The sequence below is a fragment of the Roseomonas aerilata DSM 19363 genome, assembly GCF_000711725.1.
GTDB classification, from domain to species: domain Bacteria; phylum Pseudomonadota; class Alphaproteobacteria; order Acetobacterales; family Acetobacteraceae; genus Roseomonas; species Roseomonas aerilata.
In genome coordinates, this window is the sequence record NZ_JONP01000003.1 from 104383 (window position 1) to 130666 (window position 26284).

The 26284-nt window shown below is 72.3% G+C and carries 26 protein-coding genes; 17 read left to right on the top strand and 9 right to left on the bottom strand.

What is annotated here, in order from left to right:
- Nucleotides 1–115 precede the first annotated feature (115 nt).
- The 10 genes from BO39_RS04770 (at nucleotide 116) to BO39_RS04815 (ending at nucleotide 9944) form a co-directional block, all read left to right on the top strand.
- Nucleotides 116–1093, top strand: coding sequence for a PDR/VanB family oxidoreductase (locus BO39_RS04770; protein WP_043830583.1), 978 nt, complete (start codon nucleotides 116–118; stop codon nucleotides 1091–1093).
- Nucleotides 1090–2283 carry a Gfo/Idh/MocA family protein gene (locus tag BO39_RS04775; RefSeq protein ID WP_043830585.1) on the top strand — a complete coding sequence of 398 codons (1194 nt, stop codon included), beginning with the start codon at nucleotides 1090–1092 and terminating at the stop codon, nucleotides 2281–2283. The genes BO39_RS04770 and BO39_RS04775 overlap by 4 nt, the downstream gene beginning before the upstream one ends.
- A gap of 29 nt (nucleotides 2284–2312) precedes the next feature.
- Nucleotides 2313–3287, top strand: coding sequence for a Bug family tripartite tricarboxylate transporter substrate binding protein (locus tag BO39_RS04780; protein WP_043830587.1), 975 nt, complete (start codon nucleotides 2313–2315; stop codon nucleotides 3285–3287).
- A gap of 10 nt (nucleotides 3288–3297) precedes the next feature.
- A complete protein-coding gene (locus tag BO39_RS04785) occupies nucleotides 3298–3483 on the top strand; it encodes a hypothetical protein (protein WP_043830588.1) in 186 nt (61 codons plus the stop codon).
- A gap of 62 nt (nucleotides 3484–3545) precedes the next feature.
- On the top strand, nucleotides 3546–4535 hold the full coding sequence (locus BO39_RS04790; RefSeq protein ID WP_043830592.1) for an ABC transporter substrate-binding protein: 990 nt from the start codon (nucleotides 3546–3548) through the stop codon (nucleotides 4533–4535).
- Nucleotides 4536–4554: 19 nt separating this feature from the next.
- Complete coding sequence (locus BO39_RS04795) at nucleotides 4555–5742, top strand: hypothetical protein (RefSeq protein ID WP_052401514.1); 1188 nt, start codon at nucleotides 4555–4557, stop codon at nucleotides 5740–5742.
- A 22-nt stretch (nucleotides 5743–5764) separates the two neighbouring features.
- A complete protein-coding gene (locus BO39_RS04800; RefSeq protein WP_043830595.1) occupies nucleotides 5765–6733 on the top strand; it encodes a Bug family tripartite tricarboxylate transporter substrate binding protein in 969 nt (322 codons plus the stop codon).
- 163 nt (nucleotides 6734–6896) lie between these two features.
- The gene (locus tag BO39_RS04805) at nucleotides 6897–8318 is read left to right on the top strand and encodes an FAD-binding oxidoreductase (RefSeq protein ID WP_052401516.1); all 1422 of its coding nucleotides are present in this window, start codon (nucleotides 6897–6899) and stop codon (nucleotides 8316–8318) included.
- Between the two features lie 16 nt (nucleotides 8319–8334).
- On the top strand, nucleotides 8335–9111 hold the full coding sequence (locus BO39_RS04810) for an ABC transporter ATP-binding protein (protein WP_043830596.1): 777 nt from the start codon (nucleotides 8335–8337) through the stop codon (nucleotides 9109–9111).
- Nucleotides 9108–9944, top strand: coding sequence for an ABC transporter permease (locus BO39_RS04815; protein ID WP_052401517.1), 837 nt, complete (start codon nucleotides 9108–9110; stop codon nucleotides 9942–9944). The genes BO39_RS04810 and BO39_RS04815 overlap by 4 nt, the downstream gene beginning before the upstream one ends.
- A gap of 6 nt (nucleotides 9945–9950) precedes the next feature.
- Here BO39_RS04815 and BO39_RS04820 read toward each other — a convergent pair whose 3' ends face one another.
- From BO39_RS04820 to BO39_RS04830, 3 genes are all read right to left on the bottom strand, one after another.
- Nucleotides 9951–11558, bottom strand: coding sequence for a copper resistance CopC/CopD family protein (locus BO39_RS04820; protein ID WP_052401519.1), 1608 nt, complete (start codon nucleotides 11556–11558; stop codon nucleotides 9951–9953).
- 6 nt (nucleotides 11559–11564) lie between these two features.
- Nucleotides 11565–12071 carry a YcnI family copper-binding membrane protein gene (locus BO39_RS04825; protein ID WP_043830597.1) on the bottom strand — a complete coding sequence of 169 codons (507 nt, stop codon included), beginning with the start codon at nucleotides 12069–12071 and terminating at the stop codon, nucleotides 11565–11567.
- A 92-nt stretch (nucleotides 12072–12163) separates the two neighbouring features.
- Nucleotides 12164–12529: a hypothetical protein gene (locus BO39_RS04830; protein ID WP_043830599.1), complete on the bottom strand. Its 366-nt coding sequence runs from the start codon at nucleotides 12527–12529 to the stop codon at nucleotides 12164–12166.
- A gap of 174 nt (nucleotides 12530–12703) precedes the next feature.
- On the opposite strand from BO39_RS04830, the gene BO39_RS04835 reads away from it, so the two are divergent.
- Genes BO39_RS04835 through BO39_RS04845 form a run of 3 tightly spaced genes read left to right on the top strand, consistent with a single transcriptional unit; the run spans nucleotide 12704 to nucleotide 15658 of the window.
- Nucleotides 12704–13711, top strand: coding sequence for a Bug family tripartite tricarboxylate transporter substrate binding protein (locus BO39_RS04835; RefSeq protein ID WP_043830600.1), 1008 nt, complete (start codon nucleotides 12704–12706; stop codon nucleotides 13709–13711).
- Between the two features lie 28 nt (nucleotides 13712–13739).
- Entirely contained in the window at nucleotides 13740–14690 is a 951-nt protein-coding gene (locus BO39_RS04840; RefSeq protein WP_043830602.1) for an MBL fold metallo-hydrolase, read from the top strand.
- On the top strand, nucleotides 14690–15658 hold the full coding sequence (locus BO39_RS04845; RefSeq protein WP_043830604.1) for a Bug family tripartite tricarboxylate transporter substrate binding protein: 969 nt from the start codon (nucleotides 14690–14692) through the stop codon (nucleotides 15656–15658). The genes BO39_RS04840 and BO39_RS04845 overlap by 1 nt, the downstream gene beginning before the upstream one ends.
- A gap of 9 nt (nucleotides 15659–15667) precedes the next feature.
- Here BO39_RS04845 and BO39_RS04850 read toward each other — a convergent pair whose 3' ends face one another.
- Nucleotides 15668–16420, bottom strand: a complete 753-nt coding sequence (locus BO39_RS04850; RefSeq protein WP_052401521.1) for a molybdate ABC transporter substrate-binding protein — start codon at nucleotides 16418–16420, stop codon at nucleotides 15668–15670.
- A 108-nt stretch (nucleotides 16421–16528) separates the two neighbouring features.
- A complete protein-coding gene (locus tag BO39_RS04855; protein ID WP_043830606.1) occupies nucleotides 16529–17431 on the bottom strand; it encodes a LysR family transcriptional regulator in 903 nt (300 codons plus the stop codon).
- Between the two features lie 90 nt (nucleotides 17432–17521).
- Here BO39_RS04855 and BO39_RS04860 point away from each other — a divergent pair, with 90 nt between their 5' ends.
- Complete coding sequence (locus BO39_RS04860) at nucleotides 17522–18898, top strand: FAD-dependent oxidoreductase (protein WP_245614963.1); 1377 nt, start codon at nucleotides 17522–17524, stop codon at nucleotides 18896–18898.
- A gap of 83 nt (nucleotides 18899–18981) precedes the next feature.
- Nucleotides 18982–19968 (top strand): Bug family tripartite tricarboxylate transporter substrate binding protein, encoded by a 987-nt coding sequence (locus BO39_RS04865; RefSeq protein WP_043830610.1) that lies wholly within the window; start codon nucleotides 18982–18984, stop codon nucleotides 19966–19968.
- 5 nt (nucleotides 19969–19973) lie between these two features.
- Here the strand turns inward: BO39_RS04865 and BO39_RS04870 are convergent, their stop codons facing one another.
- Nucleotides 19974–20951 (bottom strand): Bug family tripartite tricarboxylate transporter substrate binding protein, encoded by a 978-nt coding sequence (locus BO39_RS04870; RefSeq protein WP_043830612.1) that lies wholly within the window; start codon nucleotides 20949–20951, stop codon nucleotides 19974–19976.
- 115 nt (nucleotides 20952–21066) lie between these two features.
- On the opposite strand from BO39_RS04870, the gene BO39_RS04875 reads away from it, so the two are divergent.
- Complete coding sequence (locus BO39_RS04875) at nucleotides 21067–22053, top strand: substrate-binding domain-containing protein (RefSeq protein WP_043830613.1); 987 nt, start codon at nucleotides 21067–21069, stop codon at nucleotides 22051–22053.
- Nucleotides 22054–22059: 6 nt separating this feature from the next.
- On the opposite strand, the gene BO39_RS04880 is transcribed toward BO39_RS04875, so the two are convergent.
- Nucleotides 22060–22752, bottom strand: a complete 693-nt coding sequence (locus BO39_RS04880; protein ID WP_043830615.1) for a Crp/Fnr family transcriptional regulator — start codon at nucleotides 22750–22752, stop codon at nucleotides 22060–22062.
- Between the two features lie 218 nt (nucleotides 22753–22970).
- Here BO39_RS04880 and BO39_RS04885 point away from each other — a divergent pair, with 218 nt between their 5' ends.
- On the top strand, nucleotides 22971–23984 hold the full coding sequence (locus BO39_RS04885) for a 2-hydroxyacid dehydrogenase (RefSeq protein WP_043830617.1): 1014 nt from the start codon (nucleotides 22971–22973) through the stop codon (nucleotides 23982–23984).
- On the opposite strand, the gene BO39_RS04890 is transcribed toward BO39_RS04885, so the two are convergent.
- Together BO39_RS04890 and BO39_RS04895 are read right to left on the bottom strand one after the other, a co-directional pair.
- Entirely contained in the window at nucleotides 23981–24748 is a 768-nt protein-coding gene (locus BO39_RS04890) for a Crp/Fnr family transcriptional regulator (protein ID WP_052401523.1), read from the bottom strand. The two genes, BO39_RS04885 and BO39_RS04890, sit on opposite strands and share 4 nt — an antisense overlap.
- Before the next feature lie 183 nt (nucleotides 24749–24931).
- Nucleotides 24932–26275: an NAD(P)/FAD-dependent oxidoreductase gene (locus BO39_RS04895; RefSeq protein ID WP_052401525.1), complete on the bottom strand. Its 1344-nt coding sequence runs from the start codon at nucleotides 26273–26275 to the stop codon at nucleotides 24932–24934.
- Nucleotides 26276–26284: the final 9 nt, after the last annotated feature.

Genomic DNA, 26284 nt, shown 5'->3' on the forward strand with positions numbered 1-26284 from the left:
TATCTGCTCCGCCAAGCGTGATGATCCGGCGCCTGCGAGCCGGCCTTGTCAGAACAAACTTAGCCTTCTAAGCGTATCGCCACGTCCAGGCCGCGGTGTTGGAGGAAAAGAGGGCATGTCCGACGCACCCGCCGAGGGGGAGCTGTTGGCGCTGCGCGTGACCCGCGCCGAGCCGGCCGCCGAAGGCATCCACCTCTTTGAATTGCGTGATCCCGCGGGCGCGCCGCTGCCGCCCTTCACTCCCGGCGCGCATCTCTCGGTGCGCGTGCCCGGCGGGGCCATGCGCAACTACTCCCTCTGCAACGACCCGCACGAGCGCGACCGCTATGTCATCGCCGTGAAGCGGGACGAGCGTGGGCGTGGCGGCTCGGTCGCACTGGTGGACGGGGTGGCGGCGGGCGATACGCTGGATGTCTCGGCGCCGCGCAACCTGTTCGAGCTGGACACGCGCGCGCCCGGCTACATCTTTGTCGCCGGCGGGATCGGCATCACGCCGATCCTCGCGATGATCCGGTACCTCAAGGCCACCGGCGGAAAGCCCTTCCGCCTCTTCTATCTCACGCGGCACACCGCCGGCACCGCCTTCCACGGAGAGGTCTCGGACCCCGCCTTCGCCGGCAGCAACGCCGTGGTGATTCACCACGACGAAGGCGATCCCGAGAACGCCTACGACCTCTGGCCGGTCTTCGAGGAGCCGACCAAGGAGCACATCTACTGCTGCGGTCCGCGGCCGCTGATGGACGCCGTGCGCGACATGACCGGGCACTGGCCGGAGAACAGCGTGCACTTCGAGGATTTCGGCTCCGACCTTGTCCGTCCAAGGGATGACGACAAGCCGTTCACCGTTCAGGTCGGGCGGGAGGGCGCGCCGCTGGAGGTGCCGGTCGGGGCGACGATCCTCGACGTGCTGCGCCTGCACGGCCGCAAGCTTCCCTCCTCCTGTGAGAGCGGCACCTGCGGCACCTGCCGCACCCGCTACGTCGAGGGGGAGGTGGACCACCGCGACATGGTTCTGACGCCGGCTGAGCGGAAGTCGCAGCTCATGATCTGCGTCTCCCGCGCGAAGACCGACACGCTGGTGATCGAGCTTTGAGCGGGGCGCCGCGCATCCGGCTGGGGGTGGCAGGGCTCGGCCGCGCCTTCATGCTCATGCTGCCGACGCTGGCGCGCGACACGCGGGTCGAGATGGTGGCCGCCGCCGACCCGCGCCCCGAGGCCCGAGCCCGCTTCGCCGACGACTTCGGCGCGCGGGTGTATGACAGTGTCGAGGCGCTCTGCGCCGATCCCGACCTCGACGCGGTCTATATCGCGAGCCCCCATGGGTTCCACGTCGCCCATGTCCGAGCCGCCGCCGCCGCCGGCAAACACGTGCTGGTCGAGAAGCCGATGGCGCTGACGATCGAGGACTGCCAGGCGATGATCGCAGCCGCGCGGGAGGGGGGCGTGCACCTGCTCGTCGGGCACAGCCACTCCTTCGACGCGCCCTATCTCCGCGCGCGGGAGATGATCCGGGCCGGGGATTTCGGCGCGGTGCGGATGATCACGGCGATGAACTTCACCGACTACCTCTACCGCCCGCGCCGGCCGGAGGAGCTGGACACCTCCCAGGGCGGCGGCGCCATCTTCTCCCAGGCGCCGCACCAGGTGGAGGTGGTGCGGCTGCTGGCCGGCCGCCCCGCCCGTTCCATCCGCGCGGTGGCGACGGTGTGGGACCGCGCGCGCGGGACCGAGGGCGCCTACAACGCGCTGCTCGACTTCGGCGAAGGCCTATCCGCCACGCTCACCTATAACGGCCACGGCCACTTTGATACCGACGAGTTCCAGGACTGGATCGGCGAGATGGGCACGCCGCGCGACGCCGCGGCCTACGGCACCGCCCGCGCCGCGCTGCGCGCTGTCTCCTCGCCCGAGGAGGAGGCGGCGCTGAAGGAGCGCCGCGCCTATGGGCGGGGCAGCGGGGCGGCCGAAGCCCGCAGCACGCCGGCCCCGCCCGCCTACAACCACTTCGGCCTTGTCATCGCTTCCTGCGAGCGCGCGGATCTGCGGCCGACGCCGCGTGGGATTGCGATCTATGCCGACGACGAGCGCCGCTTCGAGCCGCTGCCGCCGCCGGACGTGCCGCGAGCGGAGGTAATCGACGAGCTCCACGCGGCCATTTTCCAGGCCGTGCCACCCCTGCACGACGGCGCCTGGGGCCTGGCCACGGCCGAGATCTGCCTCTCCCTTCTCGTGTCCGCGCGGACGGGAAGGGAGGTGGCGCTCCGGCACCAGGGCACGCCATGATGCCCGCAACGAATCCCGGGAGAGAAACGATGTTCCCAGCAGCCCCCACGCGGCGTGCCGCCCTGGGTCTTGCCGCCGCCGCGGTCCTGGTCCCCGGTGCCCTGCGCGCGCAGACCCGTGTGGTGCGCCTGGTCGTGCCCTATGCCCCCGGCGGGACGAACGACGTGACCGCCCGGCTGATGGCGCCGCGCATGGGCGAGGCGCTGGGCCAGACCTGCGTGATCGAGAACCGCTCCGGCGCCAGCGGTGCGATCGGCGCGCAGGAGGTGGCGCGCTCGGCGCCCGATGGCACAACGCTGCTCTACTCGAACGAGGTCCACCCGATCCTGCGCCTGGTTCAGCGCGGCGTGCCCTTCGACGCGGCGGAGGACTTCACCCCCGTCACGCGCACGGTCAGCATTCCCTACGTCCTCGTGGGCGGGGCGAAGGCGGCGGGTTCCGCCGATCCGCGCGCGCTGCTCGCGGCGGTAAAGGCGAAGCCGAACGACTTCACCTTCGCCTGCTCCTCGCTCGGCTCGGTCGGGCATCTCGGCGCGGCGGCGCTCGGGCAGCGGCTGGGCGTGGAGGTCACGACGGTGATCTACCGGGGCACGGGGCCGGCCATCAACGACGTCATCTCAGGCGCCGTGCCGCTGATGTTCGCCCCCGTCGGCGCCGTGCTGCCGATGATCCAGGGCGGGCAGCTCCGCGCCTATGCCGTCACGGCGCCCGCGCGCCTTTCCTCCATGCCGGACACGCCGGCCATGGCGGAGGCGGGGCAGCCGGAGATGTTGTTCGAGGGCTGGTGCGGCATCTGGGGGCCCAAGGGCCTGCCGGAGGCACGGGTGGAGGCCGCCTGCGCCGCGGCGCAATCCGCGCTGCGCGACGCGGAGGTGATCCAGCGGCTCGCGGCCATCGGCTGCACCCCGATCAACGAGACCCCGGCCGAGGCCGCGCGCCAGATCGCGGCGGAGGCGGCGCGCAACGCCGCGATCATCCGCGCCGCCCGCATCCAGCCGGAGTGAGGAGAGGCCCATGGCCCTGATCCGCATCGAGCCCGTGCGCGACGAGCGCAGCGGCAACTACTACCTCGAGATCTACAGCCCGCACGACGCGGGGGCGCCGCTCGTCACCACCCAGCCGCGCTACGCCTCGGCGGCGGCGGCGGAGAACGATCTCCTGGCCATCCTCGCCGCCGCGGCCAGCGCGCCGCGCGCCTGAAGGGCGCTGACCGCGCTGCCGGCCGCCCTGGCCTGTGGCGATAAACTTTCAGGAGCAGAAGCTTGTCCGACCTCCGCCTCTCGCTGGCTATCGGCGACTACGACCGGATCCGTCCCCTCGTGGACGGCAATGTCCGCATCGACGGCGTCGATCCCGTCTTCTCCATCCTCGACCCCGAGGAGATCTTCTTCCGCGCGTTCAAGTACGCGGATTTCGACATCTGCGAGATCTCGCTCTCCTCTTACACAGTGAAGACGGCGAACGGGGACTGCCCCTATATCGCCGTGCCCGTCTTTCCCTCCCGCGCCTTCCGTCACACCTCGGTCTATATCCGCAAGGACCGTGGGATCACGAAACCCGAGGATCTGAAGGGCCGGCGCGTTGGCGTGCCGGAATACCAGCTTACCGCCAATGTTTGGGTGCGCGTGATCCTGGAGGAATACGGCGTGCGGCCGGAGGACATCACCTGGGTGCGCGGCGGCTACGAGCATCCTGGGCGAGAGGAGAAGATCGCCCTCAACCTGCCCGCGAACGTGCGGCTGGAGAGCCTGCCGGCCGGGGCCACCATCTCCTCCGCGCTGGCGGACGGCACGATCGACGCGGTGATCGGCCCGCGCGCGCCCTCCTGCTTCGACCGTGGGCACCCGCAGGTCGGGCGGCTCTGGGCCGATCCGGTGGCCGCCGCCTCCGAGTGGTACGGCAAGCACAAGATCTTCCCGATCATGCACGTGCTGGGCATCCGCAAGGACGTGGCCGAGCGGCACCGCTACCTGCCGGGCGCGCTGGTGAAGGCCTTCGAGGAGGCGAAGTCCTTCGCCCTCGCGCGGCTCTCCAACACGGCCGCGACGAAGGTCACGCTGCCCTTCGTGGAGGAGCGGCTGCAGCACGCGCGCCAGCTGATGGGCGATGACTTCTGGTCCTACGGGCTGGAGGCGAACCGCGAAGGCTTGGACGTCTTCCTCGAGGCGCATCACGCCCAGGGGCTCTCCTCCCGCCGGCTGAAGCCGGAGGAGCTGTTCCACCCCGCCTCGCTCGAATCCTTCCGCCTCTAGCAGCACAGGAGACGACGCCATGACCGCCTTCCAGAACCGGGTCGAGGACATCATGGCGTCCTCCACCCGACGGGGCCTGCCCCGGAAGATCCAGCACCCGGTGGCGGATACCGCTTCGTACATGCGGGGGGTGGACAACTTCTGCCGGGTGATGGCGATCCGGCCGGGCGACCACGTGGTGATGCTGACGGACCCGCTGCTCGACCCGCGCGTGGTGCAGGCCGTGCAGGGCCTGGCGCGCGGGCGGGGCGCGACCTTCATCTCCTACATGGGGGATTCCACGCGCTACGTGACCGTGCCGGAGGAGGCGAAGCCGCTGCTGGAGCGCGCGACCTTCGTCGTCTCCACCTGGTTCGCCTCAGTGCTCGATCCCTACTGCATCGGGCTGCGGCGCAATAAGGGCCAGCGCTGGGTGAAGATCACCTTCTTCCGCGACCTGGACCTGCTGCACACGCCCCAGGCGGGGTTCCCCGTCGAACTCCTGGGCGAGATCATCCGCGCAACAGGCCGCATGTTCCCCGAGGCCGGCGACTTCACGCTGCGCATCACCGACCCGCGCGGCACCGATTTCCGCGTGCCTTTCAGCGAGGCGATGCTGAAGAAGATGCGCGCGCACAACCGCTGGCGCGGGCAGAACGTGGCGGACCAGGACGGCTGCTACGTCCACTACCTGCCGACCCACGGGCCGAACCTGTTCGAGCCGAACATGGTGGGGCTGCAGCCGGACGAGAAAATCGGCGTGACCGGCACGATCTGGCCGCAATGGGCCGTGGGCTTCGACGAGCCCTTCAAGGAACCGCTCGGCGTCGAGTTCCGCGACGACGTGGTTCATGCGGTGCACGGCGATGGCTGGGAGGCCGACGTCATGCGCGACTACCTCATCGGCGGCACGCTGGAGGAGGTGGGCTGCGGCCACAACCCGAAGGCGCCGCGCTTCGATATTTATCCCGCCGGCCCCAATTCCCCGGGCGCGCTGCATTTCGGCATCAACGCGCTCAAGCCCTCTGAATACCTCCGACGCGTGATGCCGAACTGGGAGGAGCCGCATATCCACATGGACCTCGTCACCTTCGACGCTACCGTGATGGCGGGCAATCGCACGATGGTGGAGGACGGCTATCTTCTCTCGCTGCGCGATCCCGCCGTGCGGGCGCTGGCGGAGACCTACGGGGATCCGGTGGAGCTGCTCGAAGCCTATCCGGTCTAGCGCCGGCAAGAAGGAGAAAGAGATGGAAGCGTCCCGCCGCATCCTCCTCGGCGGCGCGGCAGCCCTGCTCGCCGCACCCGCACTCGCGCAGTCATACCCCGACCGGCCGATCCGCCTCATCGTGCCCTTCCCGCCCGGCGGCGGGGGAGACACGCTGGCCCGCCTCTCCTCGCTCGCGGCGCAGCCCAACCTGCCGCAACCGGTTGTCATCGAGAACCGTGCCGGCGCGGGCGGCAATATCGGCGCCGAGGCGGCGGCGCGCTCGCCGGCCGATGGCTACACGCTGTTCTACGGCACCAACGGCACGCACGGGATCAACGAGGCGCTCTACCCGCGCCTGCCCTTCCGGCCGGACGCGGACTTCATCCCTGTCGCCGCCCTCACGCGCATCGCCCTCGTCGTGGTGGTGCGCAAGGACCTGCCGGTAGAGACGCTGCCGGAGCTGATCGCCTACCTGAAGGCCAATCCGGGCAAGCTGAGCTACGGCTCGGCCGGGAACGGCACGACGGGCCACATCGCCGCCGAGATGTTCCGCGCGGCGGCGGGCGTGGACATCCTCCATGTTCCCTATCGCGGCAACGCGGCCGCCATGACGGACCTCGCGGGCGGGCGCGTGGACCTCGGCATCGACCTCATCCCCGCCGCGGCGCCGGTGATGGAGGGCAACGCCGTGCGTGCCCTGGCCGTGACGAGCGCCGAAGCCCTGCCGAGCCACCCCCGCCTGCCGACCGTCGCCTCCGTCCTGCCGGGCTTCGAGGTGGCGGCCTGGGACGGCATCTTCGCGCCCACCGGCACCCCGGCGGCGGCCGTGACCGCCATCAATGCCGCCTACCGCCGGGGCCTGCGAGATCCCGAGACGGTCGCGCGCCTCCGCGCCCGGGGGGCGGAGGTGGTGCCGCTGGACAGCCCCGCGGAGTTCGCGACCTTCGTGGCGGCGGAACGCGGGAAATGGGCGGCGGCGGTGAAGGCAAGCGGCGCGCGCATGGACTGACCGGCGTCGTGGGCGCCAGGGCCGGAGCGGGGGGGAGCCCCCGCCCGGGACTTGCCGGCCGGGATCGGCACCACTGCCTCCGCAGGTACCCCTGGCCCCGCTTTGCACTTCCCAAAGCCGGGCGGCCGTTCTGCAATGCAGCAAACCGCCGGACGAGCCCGCCATGACCCATCCCAGCCTCGCGCCCTTCCTGGCCGCCATCGGCGACGTGCCCGTCACGACGGACCCGGTCCTCGTCCGCCAGCGCTCGCGCGACATGAGCAGCGCCTTCAGCCCGATCCTGAAGCGGGAGGCGCGGGACCGGAGCGCGGACGCCATCCTCAACCCCCGCACGCGGGAGGAGGTGGTCCGCATCGCCGCCGCCGCCGCACGCACGCGGATGCCGCTGATCGCGCGGGGCGGCGGCTCGGCGAATTTCGGCCAGGGCATTCCCCTGCAAGGTGGGGCGGTGCTGGACCTGACGGCGCTGGACCGGGTGCTCTGGACGCGGGACGGCAAGGTGAGGGCCGAATGCGGGGCGCGGATGATCGACATCGACGCCGTGACGCGGCCGACGGGCTGGGAACTGCGGATGCACCCCTCCACCCGGCGGGCCGGCACCATCGGCGGCTATATAGGCGGCGGCCATGCGGGGGTGGGGAGCTGCGCCTACGGCATCCTGCGCGACGCCGGCAACATCCTCGGGTTGCAGGTGCTGAGCGTGGAGGAGGAGCCGCGGGTCGTGGAGCTTCGCGGGGCGGACGTGAACCTGCCGCACCACGCCTATGGCGCCAACGGGATCATCCTGGAGGTAGAGATGCCGCTGGCACCCGCCTGGCCCTGGACGGAGGCGGTGACGCTCTTTCCTGACTTCATGCAGGCCGTGCGCTTCGCCCACGCGCTGACTGTTTCGGACGGGATCGTGAAGAAGCTCGTCTCCGTTCAGCAATGGCCGATCGCGCGCATGATCCCCCCGCTCGCGGCCGTGGGGCGGGAGGGGGAGCACATGGTGCTCTCCATGGTCGCGGCGCCCTTCGTCGAGAGCCTGGAGGTTCTGGCGCGCGATTTCGGCGGCACCGTCGCCTCGCTCGCCGCGGAGGGGGAGGGACCCTATGGCGCACCGGTCTATGAGTTCTCCTGGGGGCACACGCGGCTGCACATCAACAAGACCGACCGGCGGCAGGTGAGCCTTGTCGGCCTCTACCGCGACCCGGGGCTGGTGGAGATGATCGGCCGCTCGGCGGAGCGCTTCCGCGACCTCGGGCCGATGCACCTGGAGGCCAAGCGGATCGACGGGGCGGTCGCCTTCCAGGGCGCGCCGATCTTTCCCTATGCGGACGACGCGCAGTTGGCGGCGGTGAACGAGGGGATGCAGGCGGACGGCGCCATCGCCGCCAACAACCACACCTTCCTCGTGCGGGAGGGCGGCATGAAGCCGGTGGACGGGATCGAGATTGCCTTCAAGCGCAGCATGGACCCCTATGACCTGCTGAACCCCGGCAAGCTCGCGATCGACGAGGCTTCGGTCTCGGCCAGCGCCGGGGCCGGCTTCGCGACCAAGGGGTGGTGGAAGGATCGCGGCCCGGCTAAGGGCGAGGCCGCATGATCCCGACCACCCCCGCATGAGTGCGGCCCTCGACAGGGGCGCGACGCCCGCCGCGCTGCTCGCGCTGCGCGGCGTCGGCAAGCGCTACGCGAACGGCACCGTGGCGGTGGCGGGGGTGGACCTCGAGATCGAGGCGGGCGGCTTCGTCAGCCTTCTCGGTCCCTCCGGCTGCGGCAAGAGCACCTTGCTGCGGATGATCGCGGGCCTCGATCCGCCGACCGCCGGGGGGATCGCCTGGCGCGGCGGCACGCGGCCGAGCCTCGGCTTCGTCTTCCAGGACCCGACGCTGATGCCGTGGCGCAGCGCGCTCGACAACGTGGCGCTGCCGCTCCGCCTCGCGCATGTGCCGAAGGCGGAGCGCCACCGGCGGGCGCGGGAGATGCTCTCGCTCGTGGGCCTGGCCGATGCCGCCGGCAGTTACCCGCGGGAGCTTTCGGGGGGCATGCGGATGCGCGTGTCCATCGCGCGCGCCCTGGTGACGGAACCCGAGGTGCTGCTGCTGGACGAGCCCTTCGCGGCGCTGGACGAGATCACGCGCTTCCGCCTCAACAACGACCTGCTGCGCCTATGGGAAGCGCGGCGCTTCACGGCCGTCTTTGTTACGCATTCGGTGTTCGAATCCGTCTATCTCTCGGAGCGTGTGGTGGTGATGGCGGCGCGGCCGGGGCGGCTGCACGCCGATATCCGGCTCGACGCGCCGGGCCATCGCAACGAAGCCTTCCGCACCTCGCCCGCCTACGCCGCGCTCTGCCGCACCGTCTCCGGCGCGTTGGAGGGGGCCATGGCGGCATGAGCGCGGAGGGTATTGCCCTGCCGCGCGAGCCGCGGCTGCTCGGGCTGCGCCGCGGCACCTGGCCGCGCATCCTCGCGCCGCTGCTGATGGGGCTGGTTGCGCTCGGTGCCTGGGAATTCGCGGTGCGGCACTTCGAGGTGCCCCCTTACATCCTGCCCGGCCCCGTCGCGATCGGGCAGACGCTGGCGGAGAACTGGACCTCCCTCCTCGGCTCGCTCGCGGTCACGTTGCGGATCACGCTGCTGGCGCTGTTGCTCGCGGTGGTCACGGGCGTCGCGCTGGCGATGCTGTTCAGTGCGTCGCGCTGGGTGGAGATGACCTTCCTCCCCTATGCGGTGATGCTGCAGGTCACGCCCGTGGTCTCCATCGCGCCGCTGATCATCATCTGGGTGGACAACGTGCAGGCGGCGCTGCTCGTCTGCGCCTGGATCGTCGCCTTCTTCCCCATCGTGTCGAACACCACGATCGGGCTGAACAGCACGGACCGGAACCTGCTGGACCTCTACCGGCTGCTCGGCGCCTCGCGCTGGCAGACGCTGGTCGGGCTGCGCCTGCCGGCGGCGCTGCCCTTCTTTCTCGCGGGGCTGCGCATTTCGGGCGGGCTGTCGCTGATCGGCGCCATCGTCGCCGAGTTCGTAGCGGGGACGGGCGGGAACAGCTCGGGCCTCGCCTACCGGATCCTGGAGGCGGGATACCAGTTGCAGATCCCCCGGATGTTCGCGGCGCTGGCGCTCATCTCGCTCTCAGGCGTCGCGATCTTCCTCGTGCTGTCGCTTCTCTCGCACTTGCTGCTCCGCCGCTGGCACGAGAGCGCGCTCGGGGGCGAGCGGTAGGCGACGCTACGGCGCGGGGCCGACCTCGACGCCGAAGGTGGCAGCCCCCTGGTCGAAATCGCCCAGAAGCAGCTCGGCGCGCGCCGTCCAGTGCCCGGGCACGGCCAGTTCCGGCCCCTCCAGCACAAAGCGGCCGGGCGCCTCCGGCCGCATCCGCCGGCGCAACCCGTCCACCCCGGCCGCGGGCTGGGAGAGTTCCAGCCAGACCTCCGTGGGATCGGCGGGGCGCCCGTCGGGGTGTTGGATGTGCAGGGTAAGGCGGTTCGGGCCGGGCCGGGCGGGCGTTACCTCCAGCCGCATCGCCATCCCGGCCGCTTGGGCGGTGGCCTGTATGCCGGTCGGCACGGCCGCGGGGTGATGGGGCGCCGCGTGGGGCGGGGTGACGCCGAGGAAGGCGGTGGCGGCGAGGACGCCAAGGCCAATCGCGGCCTCCGCCCGGATGCTGCGCGCGAGGGGCCGCCCGCCGCAGCCCGGCAGGGCGGGCGTGAGGCGGAAATGGTTTAGCGTGGCAAGCGCGAGCAGCGCCGCCGTGCCCGCCAGTTTCGCGAGCAGGAGCCCGCCGTAACCCGTGTCGAACAGCGCGCCCCATCCCGGCAGGTTCCCCAACGCCTGAACAGTGCCACCGAGAAGCAGCAGGGCGACGGCGGGGATGGCGAGGGCGGCGAAGCGGCGGACGGCGGGCAGGGCGCCCGCGCCGCGTTCGGAGAGGATCGCGAGAAGCGGCCAGAGGGCGCCGAGCCAGTAGGCGGCGGCCAGCGCGTGGGCCGCGAGCATCGCCTGCATTCCAGCGCCCCCTGCCGCCGCGTGGCCGGAGAGGGCGAGGCCGATGGCGGCGAGCACCGCGCCGAGAGGGCCCACTCCGCGCGCAAGGCGGCCGGTGAAGGGCAGCGACGCCGCCAGCAGCGCCATGCCCGCGGAGGTGGCGACGGCGCGCGGCAGCAGCGCCGAGCCCGCGCCGAGCGCGAGGAGGGAGGGATCGGCCAGGCCAGCGGGAAAGGGCAACGCCGCCATGGCACCGCCCTGCACGGCCAGGGCCGCGAGCGCGGCCGCTGCCCCCGCCGCAGCGATGGCCGCCATGGAGCGGCGCCGGGCAGGCGCCACCTCCTCCACGAAGATGCGGAAGAGGGCGCCGCCCGCGGCGATGGCAAAGGCCGCGAGGAAGATGCCGCGCAACACCGCGGCAGCATCCGTCCAGCCCGCGTCCTCCGACGCTCCCACTGGCGCCGGGGCTGGCGCCGTGCCCAGCCCGAAGGCGAGGGCCCCGCCGACAGGGTGGCCGTCCGCCGAGACGACGCGGTAGCTGGCGATGTAGGTGCCCTCTGCCAGGCCCGCAGGAAGGGCGGCGCGGAGGGTGCCGGCCGGCCCCGGCGCCGGTCGCAGCGGCACCTCCCCGGCGGGGCCGAGGAGGCGCAGGGCGAGGGGCGTGACCGGCTCGTCGAAGAGGAGGGACAGGAAGGTGGGACCGGCGGGCAGGACCTCGCCGTCGGCCGGGGAGGATTCCACCAGTGCGGCGTGGGCGAGCGCCTCCGGCACCGCCATCGTCAGCATCGGCGCCGCGAGAAGCAGCGCGCCGAGCAGGCGGCGCGCGCGGCGTAGCAGGGGCGCGCGCGCCACCGCGGCTCAGCCCTTCGGAACGATGCGGAGCGAAGGGGCAGGGGAGCGCGGTCGCTCCTCGGCGGCCGAGGGGCGCTCGATCCAGCGGGAGACCTTCCCGCCCTCGCAGTCCTGCACCACGGGGAAGTGCAGGGTCGCGCCAGCCTCGGCTGGGGTGCGGATGAGGAGGACGAACTCCCCGTACTGGTCGTCCGGCAGGTGGCCGCCAGCCCAGGCGATCTCGCGCGGGACGACGACGGTGCCGTGCTCCCCCGCGACGGTCGCGCCGCCCTGCATGACGGTGGTGAGGGTCCAGCCGGCGAGCGGCATCGGGCGCGCCCCGCGCAGCTCGGGCGGCACCTGGAGGCGGATGCCGGTCGTCGCGGCCCCGGCGCAGCCGTGGGGCACGCGGATGACGAGGCGCAGGCTGCTGTCGGCGGGAAGGGTGGCCTGGTCGAGCGTGACATGCGCGAGGGCGGGCGCGGCCGTGAGGACGGCGCCGAGCGCGAGCGCGGCGGTGATCGGGCGAAGCATGGGGATGCCTTTGCGAGGCGTGCCGCCGACGCGCGGCGGCGAATGGATGGGCACGAAAGGGCAGCGCGGCGCCGGAACCGGCGCGCGGGGGATCAGCGCTGCGGCGGAGCCCTGGGCTGCTGCGGCGGCGCGCGGGGCGGGCTTGCGGGCAGGCCTTCCCGGCTTTCGGCACTGGTGGCCAGCGCGTAGAGCACCGGCCGCGCGAGGCGGAGCGGCTCGGGCGGCACCGATGCCGGGCCCGGGCCAGGCGTGCAGCAGCCCGCATCCTGCGCCGCCTCGATGGGCGCGCCGCTCTCGTCGAGGAGGACCCGGCGCTTGCCCTCATGGGTGCAGAGCTCGACCGCCTGCGCCGTGGCCATGCGGGCCATCGCGCGGGCCTGCGGCAGCACCGCGCCGGCCCATTGCAGGAGCAGCAGGCAGGCGAGGAGGCGGGCAAGGCCTGTCCGCGGGCGGCGCATGCCGCCATCCTTAGACGGTTGTTGCCCCCTCGTCATGCCGGGCGCGGCGGATTCAACGGCGGCCGCGCCTATTCCCGGAGCGTATAGGTCAGGCGGAAATAGTGATGGATTTCCCGGCCCGTGCCGCGGCTAGGCTGTGCGCAGCCCGGCCGAGAACGGGCAGGAGGACGCCCCATGCCGCACTACCCACCGCCCATTCCCTCGCGCCGCGCCCTCCTCGGCGGATTGCTGGCCGCCCCCGCTCTCACGGCTTTCCCCGGCAAGGCGCGCGCCCAGGCGGGGTGGCCGGACCGGCCAGTGCGGATCGTGGTGCCCTTCACCCCCGGCGGCTCCACCGACATCATCGCGCGGGCGCTGGGGGCCGAGTTGCAGTCGGCGCTGGGCCAACCCTTCGTGGTGGAGAACCGCGGCGGGGCTGGCGGCACGGTGGGGTGCGAGGTGGTCGCCCACGCGCCGCCCGATGGCTACACCCTGCTGATGGGGCATATCGGCACGCTGTCCGTGAACCCCTCGCTCTACCGCAACCTTACCTACGACACCGTCACCTCCTTTGCGCCGATCGTGCTGGCGGCGGTGGTGCCGAACGTGATGGTGGTGAACCCGCGCAAGATGCCGACGGGCGGGATCCAGGAGCTGATCGCGCTGGCCAGGCGGCGGCCGGGGGCGCTCACCTACGGCTCCGGCGGGAACGGCTCGGCCGCGCACATCGCCATGGCCGCCTTCAACCTGGCGACCGGCACGGAGATGACGCACGTGCCCTATCGCGGCACGGCGCCGATGATGAACGACCTCATCGGCGGCACCATCGACCTGACCTTCACCGGCGGCCCGCCCGCCCTGCCGCCGGTGCGGGCGGGGCTGCTGCGGGCGCTCGGCGTCTCCTCGCGCGAGCGGCTGTCGGGGGCGCCGGACATCCCGACGCTGGACGAGCAGGGCGTCACCGGCTTCGATGCCACGCAGTGGTACGGGCTGCTGGCCCCGGCCGGCACGCCGCGCCCGATTGTCGAGCGGCTGAACGCGGAGTCCGCGCGCATTCTCAAGGGAGAGGCGCTGCGGCCTCGGCTGGAGGCGGAGGGCGCGGTCTCCTCGCCGGGCACGCCCGAGGCCTTCCGCGACTTCATCCTCGCCGAGCGGACGCGCTGGGGCGAGGTGGTCCGCCGCGCGGATATGCGTGCCGATTAGCGAAGCAAGAACGGGAGGAAATAGGGCCATGATCACACGCCGCCATGCCGGGCTCGGCGCTGCCGCGTTGCTGGCCGGGAACACGGGCGCGCGCGCCCAGGGAAGTGCGCCCGCGGCGCCTGCCAATCCAGGCTTCCACCGCTTCCGCGTCGGCGGCTTCACCGCCGTGACCTTGTTCGATGGCATCGGCACCATCCCCGTTGAAGGGCTGGTGCTGAACGCGCCGCTCGATGCGGTGCAGGGCGTGCTGGCCGAGAGCTTCCTGCCGCGCGACCGCTACGTCACGCCCTATACGATGACGGTGGTGAGGACCCCGCGCGGCACGGCGGTATTCGATGCCGGAACGGGCGGGCAGCTCGCGCCCACCGCGGGCTCGGCACTCGACAACATGCGCGCGGCGGGGATCGATCCCGCGACGATCGACTATGTCGTCCTCACCCACTGCCATGGTGACCACATCACCGGCCTGACCACCGCCGACGGCAAGGCGGTCTTCGAAAGGGCTGAGGTGGTGATCCCGGAGGCGGAGTTCCGCTACTGGAGCGATACCTCCAACGAATCCTCCGCGCCCGCGCGGCAGAAGCCGAATTTCGGCAACCTCGCGCGGCGCCTCGCACCTTATCAGGGGCGTGTGCGGCGCGTGGCGGATGGGCAGGAGGCGCTGCCGGGCATTCGCGCCATCAGCACGCACGGGCACTCGCCGGGGCATACCTCCTGGCACGTCTCGGACGGGGACGGGCAGCTCATCGTGCTCGGCGACGTGACGCACCGGCCCGAATTGTTCGCGCGCCGGCCGGGCTTCCACGCGATGTACGACTTCGATCCCGTGGCCGCGGAGACAACGCGGCGCGCGGTGCTCGACCGCTGCGCGGCGGACCGGGTGCGCGTGACCGGCTACCACTTCCCCTTCCCCGCGAACGGTTACATCGCGCGCGACGGCGAGGGCTTCCGCTTCCAGGCCGCGGACTGGACGGCGTGATGCCGCTTACCCGCCGCCTCGCGCTGGGCACGCTTGCCGCGTCCGGGGCGCCCTTCGCCGCGCGCGCGGCCTTCCCGGACCACGACGTGCGGCTGCTCGTCGGCTTCTCGGCCGGCGGGGCTGTTGACCTCGTCGCGCGGCTCGTCGCGGAGCCGCTGCGGCCCGTGCTCGGCCAGAACGTGGTGGTGGAGAACCGCGCCGGCGCCTCTGGCCTCATCGCGGCCGAGGCCGCCGTGCGGGCGGCGCCGGACGGGCACACGCTCTACGTCGCGGCAATGAGCGCCTACGCGGTGCTGCCGCAACTGCCGGGCCAGCGGATGCCCGTGGACATGGACCGGGACCTCGTGCCGGTCGGCAATGTCGCGGGCGTGCTCAACGCGCTCGTCGTCGCGCCTGGGTCGCGCTTCCGCACGGTGCGGGAACTGATCGCGGCGGCAAAGGCGGCGCCGGACCGGCTGACCTATGCCTCGACCGGCAACGGCACCAGCCAGCACCTGGCGGGGGAGCTGTTCTCGCGGCTGGCGGGCGTGCGGATGACGCATGTGCCCTATCGCGGCGGCTCCAACGCCATCGTGGACATCGCCGCCGGGCGCGTGGACATGATGTTCGGCAACTTCCCCGAATTCATCGGCCAGATCCGCGACGGCGGGCTGCGGCTGCTCGCCTTCGGCGGCACCCAGGCCTCGCCGCTCTTCCCGGACACGCCGCTCATCCGCGACGCGTTACCGGGCTTCGAGGTGACGAGCTGGATCGGCCTCGCGGGCCCTGCCGGGCTGCCACAGCCGGTGGTGGCGAGCTGGGACGCGGCGCTGGCGCGGGTGACGGCCTCGGACGAGTTCCGCCGGCGCATCGCCGAGAGTGGGCTGGAGGTGCTGGCAGGCGATCAGGCGGCCTTCCGCGCGACCATCGCGGCGGACCGGCAGCGCTGGGGCGAGGTGATCCGCAGCGCCGGCATCCGGGCGGAGTGAGGCGGCCCCTCAGGCCGGCGGGCGGAAGCCGATGCGCGCGAAGGCGGCGCGCGCGTCCTCCGAGGTGAGGAGGCGCATCAGGCCGCGCGCCGTCTCGTCCTCCCGCAGCATGGCGACCTGATAGACGGTCCAGAGCTGCAGCGCGTCCGGCAAGAGGCCGACGAGCTGCACGCCCGGCCGGTCGGTGATCTCGGTCGCCTGGCTGACGGCGAGCGGAACCTCCCCGCGCGCCGCCATCGCCACGCCCTCCACGCCGAAGGGAACGAGGCGGAGCTTCGGGCGCATCGCCTCCGCGATGCCGAGGCGGTCCAGCACGGTCATGAAGTGCCGGCCGGCGGTGGCCCCGCGCGCGGGATCGGCGACCGCCACGGTCTCGGCCGCGAGAAGGGCGGCGCGCAGGGCCTCGGGCGTGGACACATCAGGCACGCCTTGCCCAGTTGGCGCCGCGAGGCCGACGCCGGTGCGCCCAACCGCCGCCACGCCCTCGGCTGGCAGTGCGGTGCGTGCGGCGATGGCGGACACAGCGTCGGCCGAGAGCAGCACGACGGCCGGACGCTCCCCGGCGAGGACGCGGTCCCGCAGCGCGCCAACGGTGTCGTAGGCCGCCTCGGGCACCGGCTGGCCGGCGGCGCGCAGCGCCTCCTGCAACCTTTCCACCGCGTGCTTCGTCGCGCCCGCGGCGAAGATAAGGGGCGAGGCTGTCTGGGCGAGGAGCGGCGCCGGCACGAGGGAAAGGGCAAGCAGAACCCGGCGGTCGATCATGGCGCGCGCTCCTCCGTTTCGTTGCCGGGGAGCATGGCATGCGCCGTGGCGGCCTCATACCGGTTGGGTGGCGCTGAGCCTCGGGCAGCCGCGCACCGGTGACGAGGATCACTCCTCCCGCTCCCAGGGCGGCTGCCCGCCGACGTGTTCGCGCAGAAACTCGAGCAGCGCGACGAGGCGCGGGACGCGGGCGCGGTTCTCGGGGACCACGGCCTTCAGCCACATCTCGGAAAGCGGGAACTCCGCGAGGACCTGCACCAGGGCGCCCGCGCGCAGCGAGGGACCCGCGACGTAGCGGGGCAGCACCGCGATGCCGTTCCCCTCGCGCGCCGCGGCGAGGATGACGTGGTTGTCGTTGGCGGAGAGGCGCGGATTCACCGTCACGCTGATCGGGCCGCTGCGGCTGCCGAAGGTCCATGTGCTGCCGGTGGGGAGGAAGCTGAGCGCGTCGAGCGCGGCGAGGTCGCGCGGGTGCTGCGGCGTGCCGTTCGTGGCCAGGAAGGCGGGCGAGGCGCAGGCGATGCGCTCGAGCGGGCAGAGCGGCACGTCGAGGGCGCCGCGGAAGGCCTGCGGGAAGGCGCCGAGCGCGAGATCGAAGCCCTCCTCGATCGGGTTCAGCGGCCGGTCGGTCAGCACGACGTCGAGGCTGACGCGGGGGTGGCGCGACTGGAAGGCCGCGAGCACGGGGCCGAGATAGAGGATGCCGAGCGTGGTCGGCATCTTCACGCGCAGGTGGCCCTCCAGGTCGCGGTCCGGACGGGCGAGGGCGGCGAGCACCTCATCCACCTCCGCGACCGAGGCGCGCACCCGGGGAAGCAGGCGCTCCCCCGCCTCGGTGAGCGAGACGCGGCGGGTGGTGCGGCGGAAGAGGGGGCGGCGGACGGCGTGCTCCAGCTGGTCCACGCGCTTCGTGACAACAGAGGGCGCGAGGTCGAGCGCGCGCGCTGCGGCCGAGAAGCTGCCGCTGCCGGCGACGGCCAGGAAGGCCTTCAGGTTCGCCAGGGTGTCCAAGGGCGCATTCCCCTTCAAACCGCGTGAGGTGATCCGGCAGGATGGCCGATTAACCACCACGCCGCACGGAGTAAAAGGGCGGAAGAAATCGTGAAGGGGAGGGGCGAGATGGGCACCGGGCGCGCACTGACGGAGCCGAGCCGCCGGACGGAGGTCCTGGGCGAGTACGACGTGGTCGTCCTCGGCGGCGGCATGGCGGGGATGGCGGCCGCGGCGGCGGCCGGGCGGGACGGCGCCTCCGTGCTGGTGGTGGAGCGCTACGGCTTCCTCGGCGGCATGGGCACCGCGGCGGGGGTGACGAATTTCTGCGGCCTGCACGCGAACGTCCACGGCGAGATCCGCCAGGTCGTGCACGGCGTGACCGACGATCTGCTGGGGCGGATTGACCGGCTCGGCGGGCTCAGGGCGCCGCACGACGTCTTCGGCAAGACCTGGGCGCAGGCCTACGACACCGCCGCCTTCAAGATCGCGGCGGACGACCTGCTGGAGGCCGCGGGGGCGGAGGTGCTGTTCCACGCCGTCGCCGCGGGCGTGGTGATGGAGGAGGGCGGCGGCCGCGTCTCCGCCCTGCTGATCGAGACGCGCTCCGGCCGGCGGGCCGTGCTGGGGCGGGTTTTCGTGGATGCCTCCGGCGACGGCGACCTGGCGGCCTGGGCCGGTGCGCCCTGGGAGCTGGGCGATGGGGAAGGGGGGATGCTCTACCCCTCCACCATGTTCCGGCTGAACGCGGTGGAGCCGGGCGCGGCCGAGGCGCGCGCCTGGGAGGGGATCCCCGCCATCATGGCCGCCGCCGAGCGCGACGAGGGCATCCGCTTTCCCCGGCGCACGCCGATCGTGCGGCCGCAGAAGAACTCCATCGAGTGGCGCGCGAACGTCACGCAGGTGGCGAATGCGGATGGCAGCGCGGTGGACGGCACCGACGCCCTGCAGCTCAGCCGCGGCGAGATCGAGGGACGGCGGCAGATCCGCGACAGCTTCGCCTTCCTCCGCGCGCGCGTGCCCGCCTTCCGCAACGCCTACATCGTGGACATCCCGCCCCAGCTCGGACTGCGCGAGACGCGGCGTGTGCTCGGCGACCACGTGCTGACGGAGGAGGAGGTGCTGGGCTGCGCGAGCTTCGCGGACACCATCGGCGTGAACGGCTGGCCGGTGGAGGCGCACGTCGCGGGCGACGTGCTGTTCAAGTGGCAGGACATCCCCGCGAGCCGGGGCTTCAACCACCTGCCCTACCGCATGCTGCTGCCGCGCGGGCTGGAGAATGTGCTCGTGGCCGGGCGCTGCGCCTCGATGACGCATATGGGGCAGTCGGCGGCCCGCGTCTCCGGCGCCTGCCTGGTGATGGGCGAGGCGGCGGGCGCGGCGGCGGCCATGGTCGCGCGCGGCAACGCCGGCGTGCGGGACGTTGATGTGGCCGCGTTGCAGGAACGGCTGGAAAGGAGCGGTGCCTTCCTCGGGCGAATGGATTGAGGCTGGCCGGGCAGGTTACTCCGGGGAGAGGGCGGGGAATTGCCCTGCTCCCCGAGGGTGCAGCGAAGGAAGAGGGGAGGAACATGATGACGGAACAGCTCGACCGGCGGAGCATCCTGGCGGGGCTGGCGCTCGCCGCAGGCGCGCCGCGCGGGGTGAGCGCGCAGGAGGCCTGGCCGAACCGCCCCGTGCGCGTCATCGTGCCCTTCCCGCCGGGCAGCACGCCGGACACGGTGGCGCGCGCGGTCCTGCCGCATCTCAGCGAGGCGTTCGGGCAACCCTTCGTCGCGGACAACCGGCCGGGCGCGGGCGGGAACCTCGGCACGGAGCTGGTGGCCAAGGCGCGGGACGGGCACACGTTGGGGGTGAGCATCAACGGCCCACTGGTCACCGCGCCGGCGCTCTATCCGCGGCTGCCCTACGACCCCGCGCGGGACCTCTCCTACATCTCGCTGCTGGCGCGCGGCGCGCAGCTTCTCGTCGTGCATCCCTCGGTGCCAGTGGAGGATTTCGCGGGCTTCGTCGCCCACGCAAGGGCCAATGCGGGTGCGATCGCCTATGGCTCGGTGGGCGCCGGATCGGCCGGGCATCTGGCGATGGAGGAGATCAAGGCGCGGCTCGGGCTCGATCTCGTCCACGTGCCCTACAAGGGCTTTCCCGAGGCGACGCTCGACCTTGTGGCCGGGCGGCTGCAGGCGATGGTGATCATCGCCGCCGGGATCATCCCGCATGTGGCCGAGGGCAAGGCGCGCGCCCTGGCCGCGACGGCCGACCACCGGCTGGCCCGGCTTCCCGCCGTGCCGACGCTGGAGGAGGCCGGGATGCCTGATGCGACGAGCTACGCCTGGATGGGGATGGTCGCCCCCTCCGCCACCCCGCCCGCGGTCGTGACGCGCCTGGGAACGGAAGCGCAGGCCGCCCTTGCCGCGCCACGGGCGCGCGGCGTGCTGGAGGGCGCCGGCTTCGAGGTGGTCGGCTCCGATTCCGCCGGCTTCACCGCCTTCGCGTCGGAGGAGCGGGCGCGCTGGGGCGGGCTGATCCGGCGGCTGGGCATCACCGCGGAGGGCTAGGGGCGTCAGTCCGCCTTGATGCCGGCGCGCGCGACGAGGACGCGGAAGCGCTCCATCTCCGAGGCGATGAGTTGGGAGAAGGCCTGGGGCGAGCGGGCGGCGGGATCGGCGCCCTCCGTCGCCAGGCGTTCGCGCATCTCGGGGCCGGAGATGACGGCGTTGAGCTTCGCGTTCATCACCTCGACGAGGGCGGGCGGCGTGCCGGCGGGGGCGACCAGGCCGTGCCACTGCACGAGCTCGAAGCCGGGCAGCGCTTCCTGGCCTACGGGCAGGAGGCCGGGGATGGAGGCGGAGGGGCTGGCGGCGCTGATGCCGAGGGCCATGAGTTGTCCGTCGCGCACGCCCGGCATGACGACGGGCGCGCCGGCGAAGCTCGCCTTCAGGCGGCCGGCGAGGAAGTCGGCGAGCATGGGGCCGTTGCCGCGATAGGGGATGTGGACGAGCTCGATCCCCGCCGCATCGGCGAAGGCGGCCATGGTGATGTGGGAGGCGGCGCCGTTGCCGGCGCTGCCGTACTCGACCCGGCCGGGGTTGGCACGGGCGTAGGCGATGAACTCCACCGCCGTGCGAACGGGAAGGGAGGGATGCACCGCGAGCACGCTCGGCAGCGTGGCGACGAGGGCGACGGGCGCGAAATCCCGGATCGGATCGTAGGTGATTTGGGGATAGAGCCAGGGGTTCACCGCCAACGTGCCGATATGGCCCCAGAGAAGCGTGTGCCCGTCCTTCGGCGCCCGCGCGACGGCGGTGGCGCCGACTGTTCCGCCCGCGCCGCCGCGGTTCTCGATCACCATGGGGTTGCCGCCCAGCGCGACCTGCAGGCGCTGGGCGAGGGGCCGCGCGAGGAGGTCGTTCGACCCGCCGGGCGGGAAGGGCACGACGATGGTGATGGGACGCTGCGGCCAGGCTGCCTCCTGCGCGCGAAGGATGGAGGGGGCGGCCAGGGCGGCGATGGCGCCCGGCACCAGATGGCGGCGCAGCATGGGGGACGTTCCGTTCCGGTTTTCGCCAGTCTGCGGCCCCGGACGCGCGCGGGGCAAGGCGGCTGGCAGCCCTGCCAAGCCGCGCCATGATGCGGCGGCCGGAGGAGCGATTCCCATGACCACCCTTATCCTCGCCTGCGCGCCCTATGACCGCGTGCAGCCGCTTTTCGACGGGCGGGTGAGGGTGGAGGGGGTGGAGATCGTGCCCGTGCCCATCGCCTCGGAGCAGAGCTTCCCGCGGGCGGTGCAGCGGGCGGAGTTCGACGCGAGCGAGCTGTCGCTGAGCAGCCAGCTCATGCAGGTCTCGCGCGGGGAGGGGGAGTATGTGGCGCTGCCCGTCTTCGTCTCCCGCGCCTTCCGGCACGGGGCGATCTACCTTCGGCGTGACGCGGGGGTCGCGGGGCCGAAGGACCTGGAGGGGCGGCTGGTCGGCATCCCCGAGTACCAGATGACGCTCGGCCTCTGGGTGCGCGGGATCCTCGCGGACGAGCACGGGGTGGCGGTGAACGCGATCCGCTACCGCACGGCGGGCACGAATGCCGCGGGGCGGCGGGAGCGGCTGCCGCTGGAACTGCCCGCGGGGATGGACGTGGCGCCGCTGGCCGAGGGAGACACACTGAACGCGGCTCTGCTGCGGGGCGAGCTGGACGCGATCTTCTCCCCCACCCCGCCCAAGGCCTTCACGGAGGGCGACCCGCGCGTGGTGCGGCTGTTCCCGGAGGTGAAGGCGGCGGAAATCGCCTATCACCGCCGCACGGGGTTCCACCCGATCATGCACGTGATCGGCATCCGCCGGGCGGTGCTGGCGCGCGACCCCGGCCTCGCGAGGCGTCTCTATGAAGGCTTCCTGGAGGCGAAGCGCCTGGCCATGGCGGAGTGGGACAGGGCGCTCCGGGCCTCCACCCTGCCGGCCATGATCCCCTGGTTGCCCCAGGCCTGGGAGGAGACGCGGGCGGTGCTGGGAGCGGACCCCTGGACCTACGGCGTCTCGGCCAACCGGGCGGAGCTGGAGGCCGTGCTGCGCTGGTCCGCGGCGCAGCACCTCTCACGCCGGCGCCTGGAACTGGAGGAGGTCTTCGCCGCCGGCACGCTCGATACCTGAGCGGCGTCAGGCGGCCTCGGCGCGCTCCTGCAGCCCGTGCCGGTCGCGGATCGTCACTTGGCGGCCGGAGGGGAGGTCGATCAGCCCGTCTTGGCGCAGCTTCGTCATCTGGCGGCTGACGGTCTCGATGGTCAGGCCCAGCACATCCGCGATCTCGGCGCGGGTGAGGGGCAGGTCGAAGGTGGTGGCGCCGGCGGCGCAGCGCTGGCCGAGATGGCCGGCCATGTCCAGCAGGAAGGCCGCCACCTTTTCCCCGGCAGTCATGCGGCCGAGCAGCAGCATGCGGGCGCGGGCCTCGTCCAGCGCGGCCAGGGTGCGGCGGAGGAGCAGGCGCTCCAGCCGGGCATGGTGCTCCAGCGCGGCCTCGAAAGGCTTGCGCGGAAAGACGCAGAGCTCGACCTCGGTCAGCGCGGTGACGCTCTGCTCGGCCTCCTCGGCGAAGGGGCGGCCCACGAAGTCGGAGGGGTAGAGCAGGCCCACGATCTGCTCCCGCCCGTCTGCGGTGGCAGTGCTGATCTTTAGCACGCCCGAGAGGAGGTTGGCGCAGACCACCGCCTCCTCCCCGGCCCAGAACAGCGTCTCGCCCTTCTCCAGGCGGCGGTTGCGGCCGAGGTGGTTCAGGGTCTCCAGCTCGGGATCCGAGAGGCTGCCGCAGATGGAACGGTCGCGGACCTGGCACTCCGAACAGATTTGGGTCATCGCATCCCGCCGCTTTCGTAACTGGATTGTGAGTATAGAGATTTTGTCGCACGGAGGGGCTCAATTTTCGCAATGGGCGCTGCGTGGAACGCGAATGGCACCCCCTCCCGAAGACGCCGCCCAGGGGCGCGCGCGAGGGCGCCAGGCGGGTTGATCGCGCGCCGGGGCGGCGCGATGACCGGTAGGGGCCACCCGCCCCTGCCGCCAGGAGAGCCTGCATGAGGGTCGCTGTCTTCAGCGCCAAGCGATACGACCGGGCCCTGCTGGCCGAGGCGAACGCCGCCCATGGCCACGAGCTGGTCTTCCAGGAGGCGCGGCTGGAGGCGGGAACGGTGGCGTTGGCGGCCGGCTTCCCGGCGGTGAGCGTCTTCGTCAACGACGACGTGGGGGCGGAGGTCCTCGCGGCCCTGGCGGCCGGAGGCACGCGGCTGGTGGCCACGCGCTCCACCGGCTTCAACCAGATCGACCTCGAGGCGGCAGCGCGGCTGGGCATCCGCGTGGTGCGGGTGACGGATTATTCCCCGTATTCCGTCGCGGAATTCGCGGTGGGCCTGTTGCTGGCGCTGAACCGGCACCTCCACCGCGCCTATGAGCGGACGCGCAGCGGGAATTTCGAACTCGACGGGCTGATGGGCTTCGATCTCCATGGCCGGACCGTGGGGGTGGTCGGCACAGGCAAGATCGGGCGGGCCTTCGCGCGGATCATGACGGGCTTCGGCTGCCGGGTGATCGGGCACGACCCCGTGCCGCACCCGGATTTCGAGGCCTGCGGCGGGCGCTATGCCGCGTTGGAGACGGTGATGGCGGAGTCCGACGTGCTCTCCCTCCACTGCCCGCTGACGCCGGGGACGCGGCACCTCATGAACGCGGAGAGCCTGTCCCGCGTGCGGCGCGGGCTGCTGCTGGTGAACACGAGCCGCGGCGGGCTGGTGGATACGCAGGCCGCGATCGACGCGCTGAAGGACGGGCGGCTCCGGGGCCTCGCGATCGACGTTTACGAGCAGGAGGCGGATCTGTTCTTCCGCGACCTCTCCTCGGATATCATCACGGACGACCTCATCCAGCGGCTGGTCTCCTTCCCCAACGTGCTGCTGACGGGGCACCAGGCCTTCTTCACGCGTGAGGCGATCGGCACGATCCTCTCGACGACGCTGGCCAGCATCACCGCCTTCGAGCGGGGGGAGCGACTGGAGAACGAGATCAGCGCACGGGGAAGCCAGCGCCCGGGCTAGTGCTCCTCCCCGTTGCCCCGCCCGCCCGGCAGACGGCGCATGTGCAGGTAGGCGGGGTCGAACATCGCAAGGTTCTGCAGCGCCTCGCGCCGGAGGACGGAGATCACGGGCCGCTGCCAGGAGATCAGCTCGTCCCGCCGGAGGTCCTGCAGCACGCGGTTTACGTGAACGTTGGAGAGGCCGAGCGCGTCCGCGATGTCGTTCTGCGTCACCGGCATCTGGAAGGTGTCGCCCTCCGCAAGGCCCACCGCCTCGAAGCGGAGCAGCATCTCGCAGATGAGGTGCGCGATGCGCTCATGCGCGGTGCGGCGGCCCAGGCCGATCATCCAGGCACGGAAGGTCGCGGCGTCGATCAGCGTCTCGCGCCAGAAGGCGTGGATGAGGCGCGGGTGCTGCTCCAGGGCGCGGTGGATGTGGTCATGCGCGATGAAGGCGGCGGCGGTCGGCATCATCGCGCTCATGCTGTGGTCCATGATCTGCAGGTGCAGGCTCTGCAGGTCCGGAATGTCGCCGGGGGGATGGAAGGCCAGGATCTGGCGGCGGCCATCCGGCAGCAGGGCGTAGCGGCAGACGAAGCCGGTGAGGATGAGGCAGCAATGGCTCGGCCGGTCACCGCCCCGCACGATGTCCTGGCCCTCCGCGAAGTCGCGGAGGATGAGGGGCAGATCCATCAACGCCTGCCGCTCCGCATCGTCGAGGAGTGTGGTGCTCTCCAGCCGGCGCACGAGGCGGTGGCGTTCGTGAGAAGGGCTCTGTGGTGGCAAGTGCTGTTTCCTCGGGGAGGGGAAAGACCTTTTTTCCCTAAGGGCGCCGAGCCCGTGGGCCTGTCTAGGCTACCATCGCGGGCACGAAGACTAACCTATGATGCGATCCTGCCGGCCGGCCGCAAGATGCCGCCGCACGCAGGGAACCGCCCGGGGACTGGGTCGCGGAAGCGCGGCGGGGGATCAGCCACCTGTCAGTTCTGGCTGGCGGGGCGGTTCGGCCCTCTCCTTCACGGCGGCAGCCTCGGGCGCGGGCGGGCGGCGGGTGATCAGCCGGGCGCCGCGCTGGAAGGTGATGTAGCTCCAGAACCACTCGAAGGAGACGACGACGCGGCTGCGGAAGCTGATGAGGTAGTAGACATGGGCGATCCCCCAGAACCACCAGCCGAGCAACCCCTTCAACCGGAAGCCGTCCATCGCCACGACCGCCGATCGGCGGCCGATGGTCGCGAGGTCGCCATGGTGGCGGTAGGAGAAGGGCGGCGGTACGGGCTGGCCCTTCGCGCGTGCGGCGATGACCCCCCCGACATAGCGGCCCATCTGCTTGGCCGCGGGAGCATTGCCGGGGATCGGCTTGCCCTGCCCGTCCCTGGCGGTGACGAGGTCGCCAACGGCGAAGATCTCGGGATGTCCGGGCACGGAGAGATCGGTGCCCGCGGCGACGCGGCCGGCGCGGTCCCGCTCCGCCCCGATCCAGGCGCCGGCGGGAGAGGCGACGACGCCCGCGGCCCAGACCGTGGTGCTCGCGTCGATCCGTTCCTCCCCCAGGCTCACGCCCCCGGCGTCGCAGCCGGTGACCCGGGCGCCGGTGCGGACCTCCACCCCCATGTCCTCGAGGGAGCGCTGCGCGTAGGCGGAGAGTTCCTCGGGGAAGCTGGCAAGGAGGCGCGGTCCGGCCTCCACGAGCACGATGCGGGCGCGGCGGGGATCGACGCGGCGGAACTCGCGCTTCAGGGCCTGTCGGGCGAGCTCGGCCATGGCGCCGGCCAGCTCCACCCCCGTCGGGCCGCCGCCGATAACGACGAAGGTGAGGAGCCGCTGCCGCTCGGCCTCCTCCAGCGCCATCTCCGCGCGCTCGAAGGCGGTCAGCAGGCGGCGGCGGATCTCGGTCGCGTCCTCGATCGTCTTGATGCCCGGCGCGAAGGGGGCCCAGTCGTCGCGGCCGAAATAGGAGTGGGTCGCGCCCGTCGCGAGGACGAGGATGTCGTAGGGGATGAGGACGCCGTCGGCCCGCACGCGACGGGCCACGGGATCGACGCCCGAGACCTCGGCCATGAGGACCGTCACGTTCTCCTGCTGGCGGAAGACGCTGCGGACCGGCCAGGCGATGTCGCCGGGGGAGAGGGCGGCCGTCGCGACCTGGTAGAGGAGTGGCTGGAAGAGGTGGTGGTTCTGCCGGTCAATGATCGTCAGCTCCACCGGGGCACCCGAGAGAGCGCGCGCGGCCTCAAGCCCGCCGAAACCGGCGCCGAGGATGACGACGCGGAGCGGGCGGCCCCCACCCGGCGGGGAGGTGTCGGTGCTCATCGGCTGGCC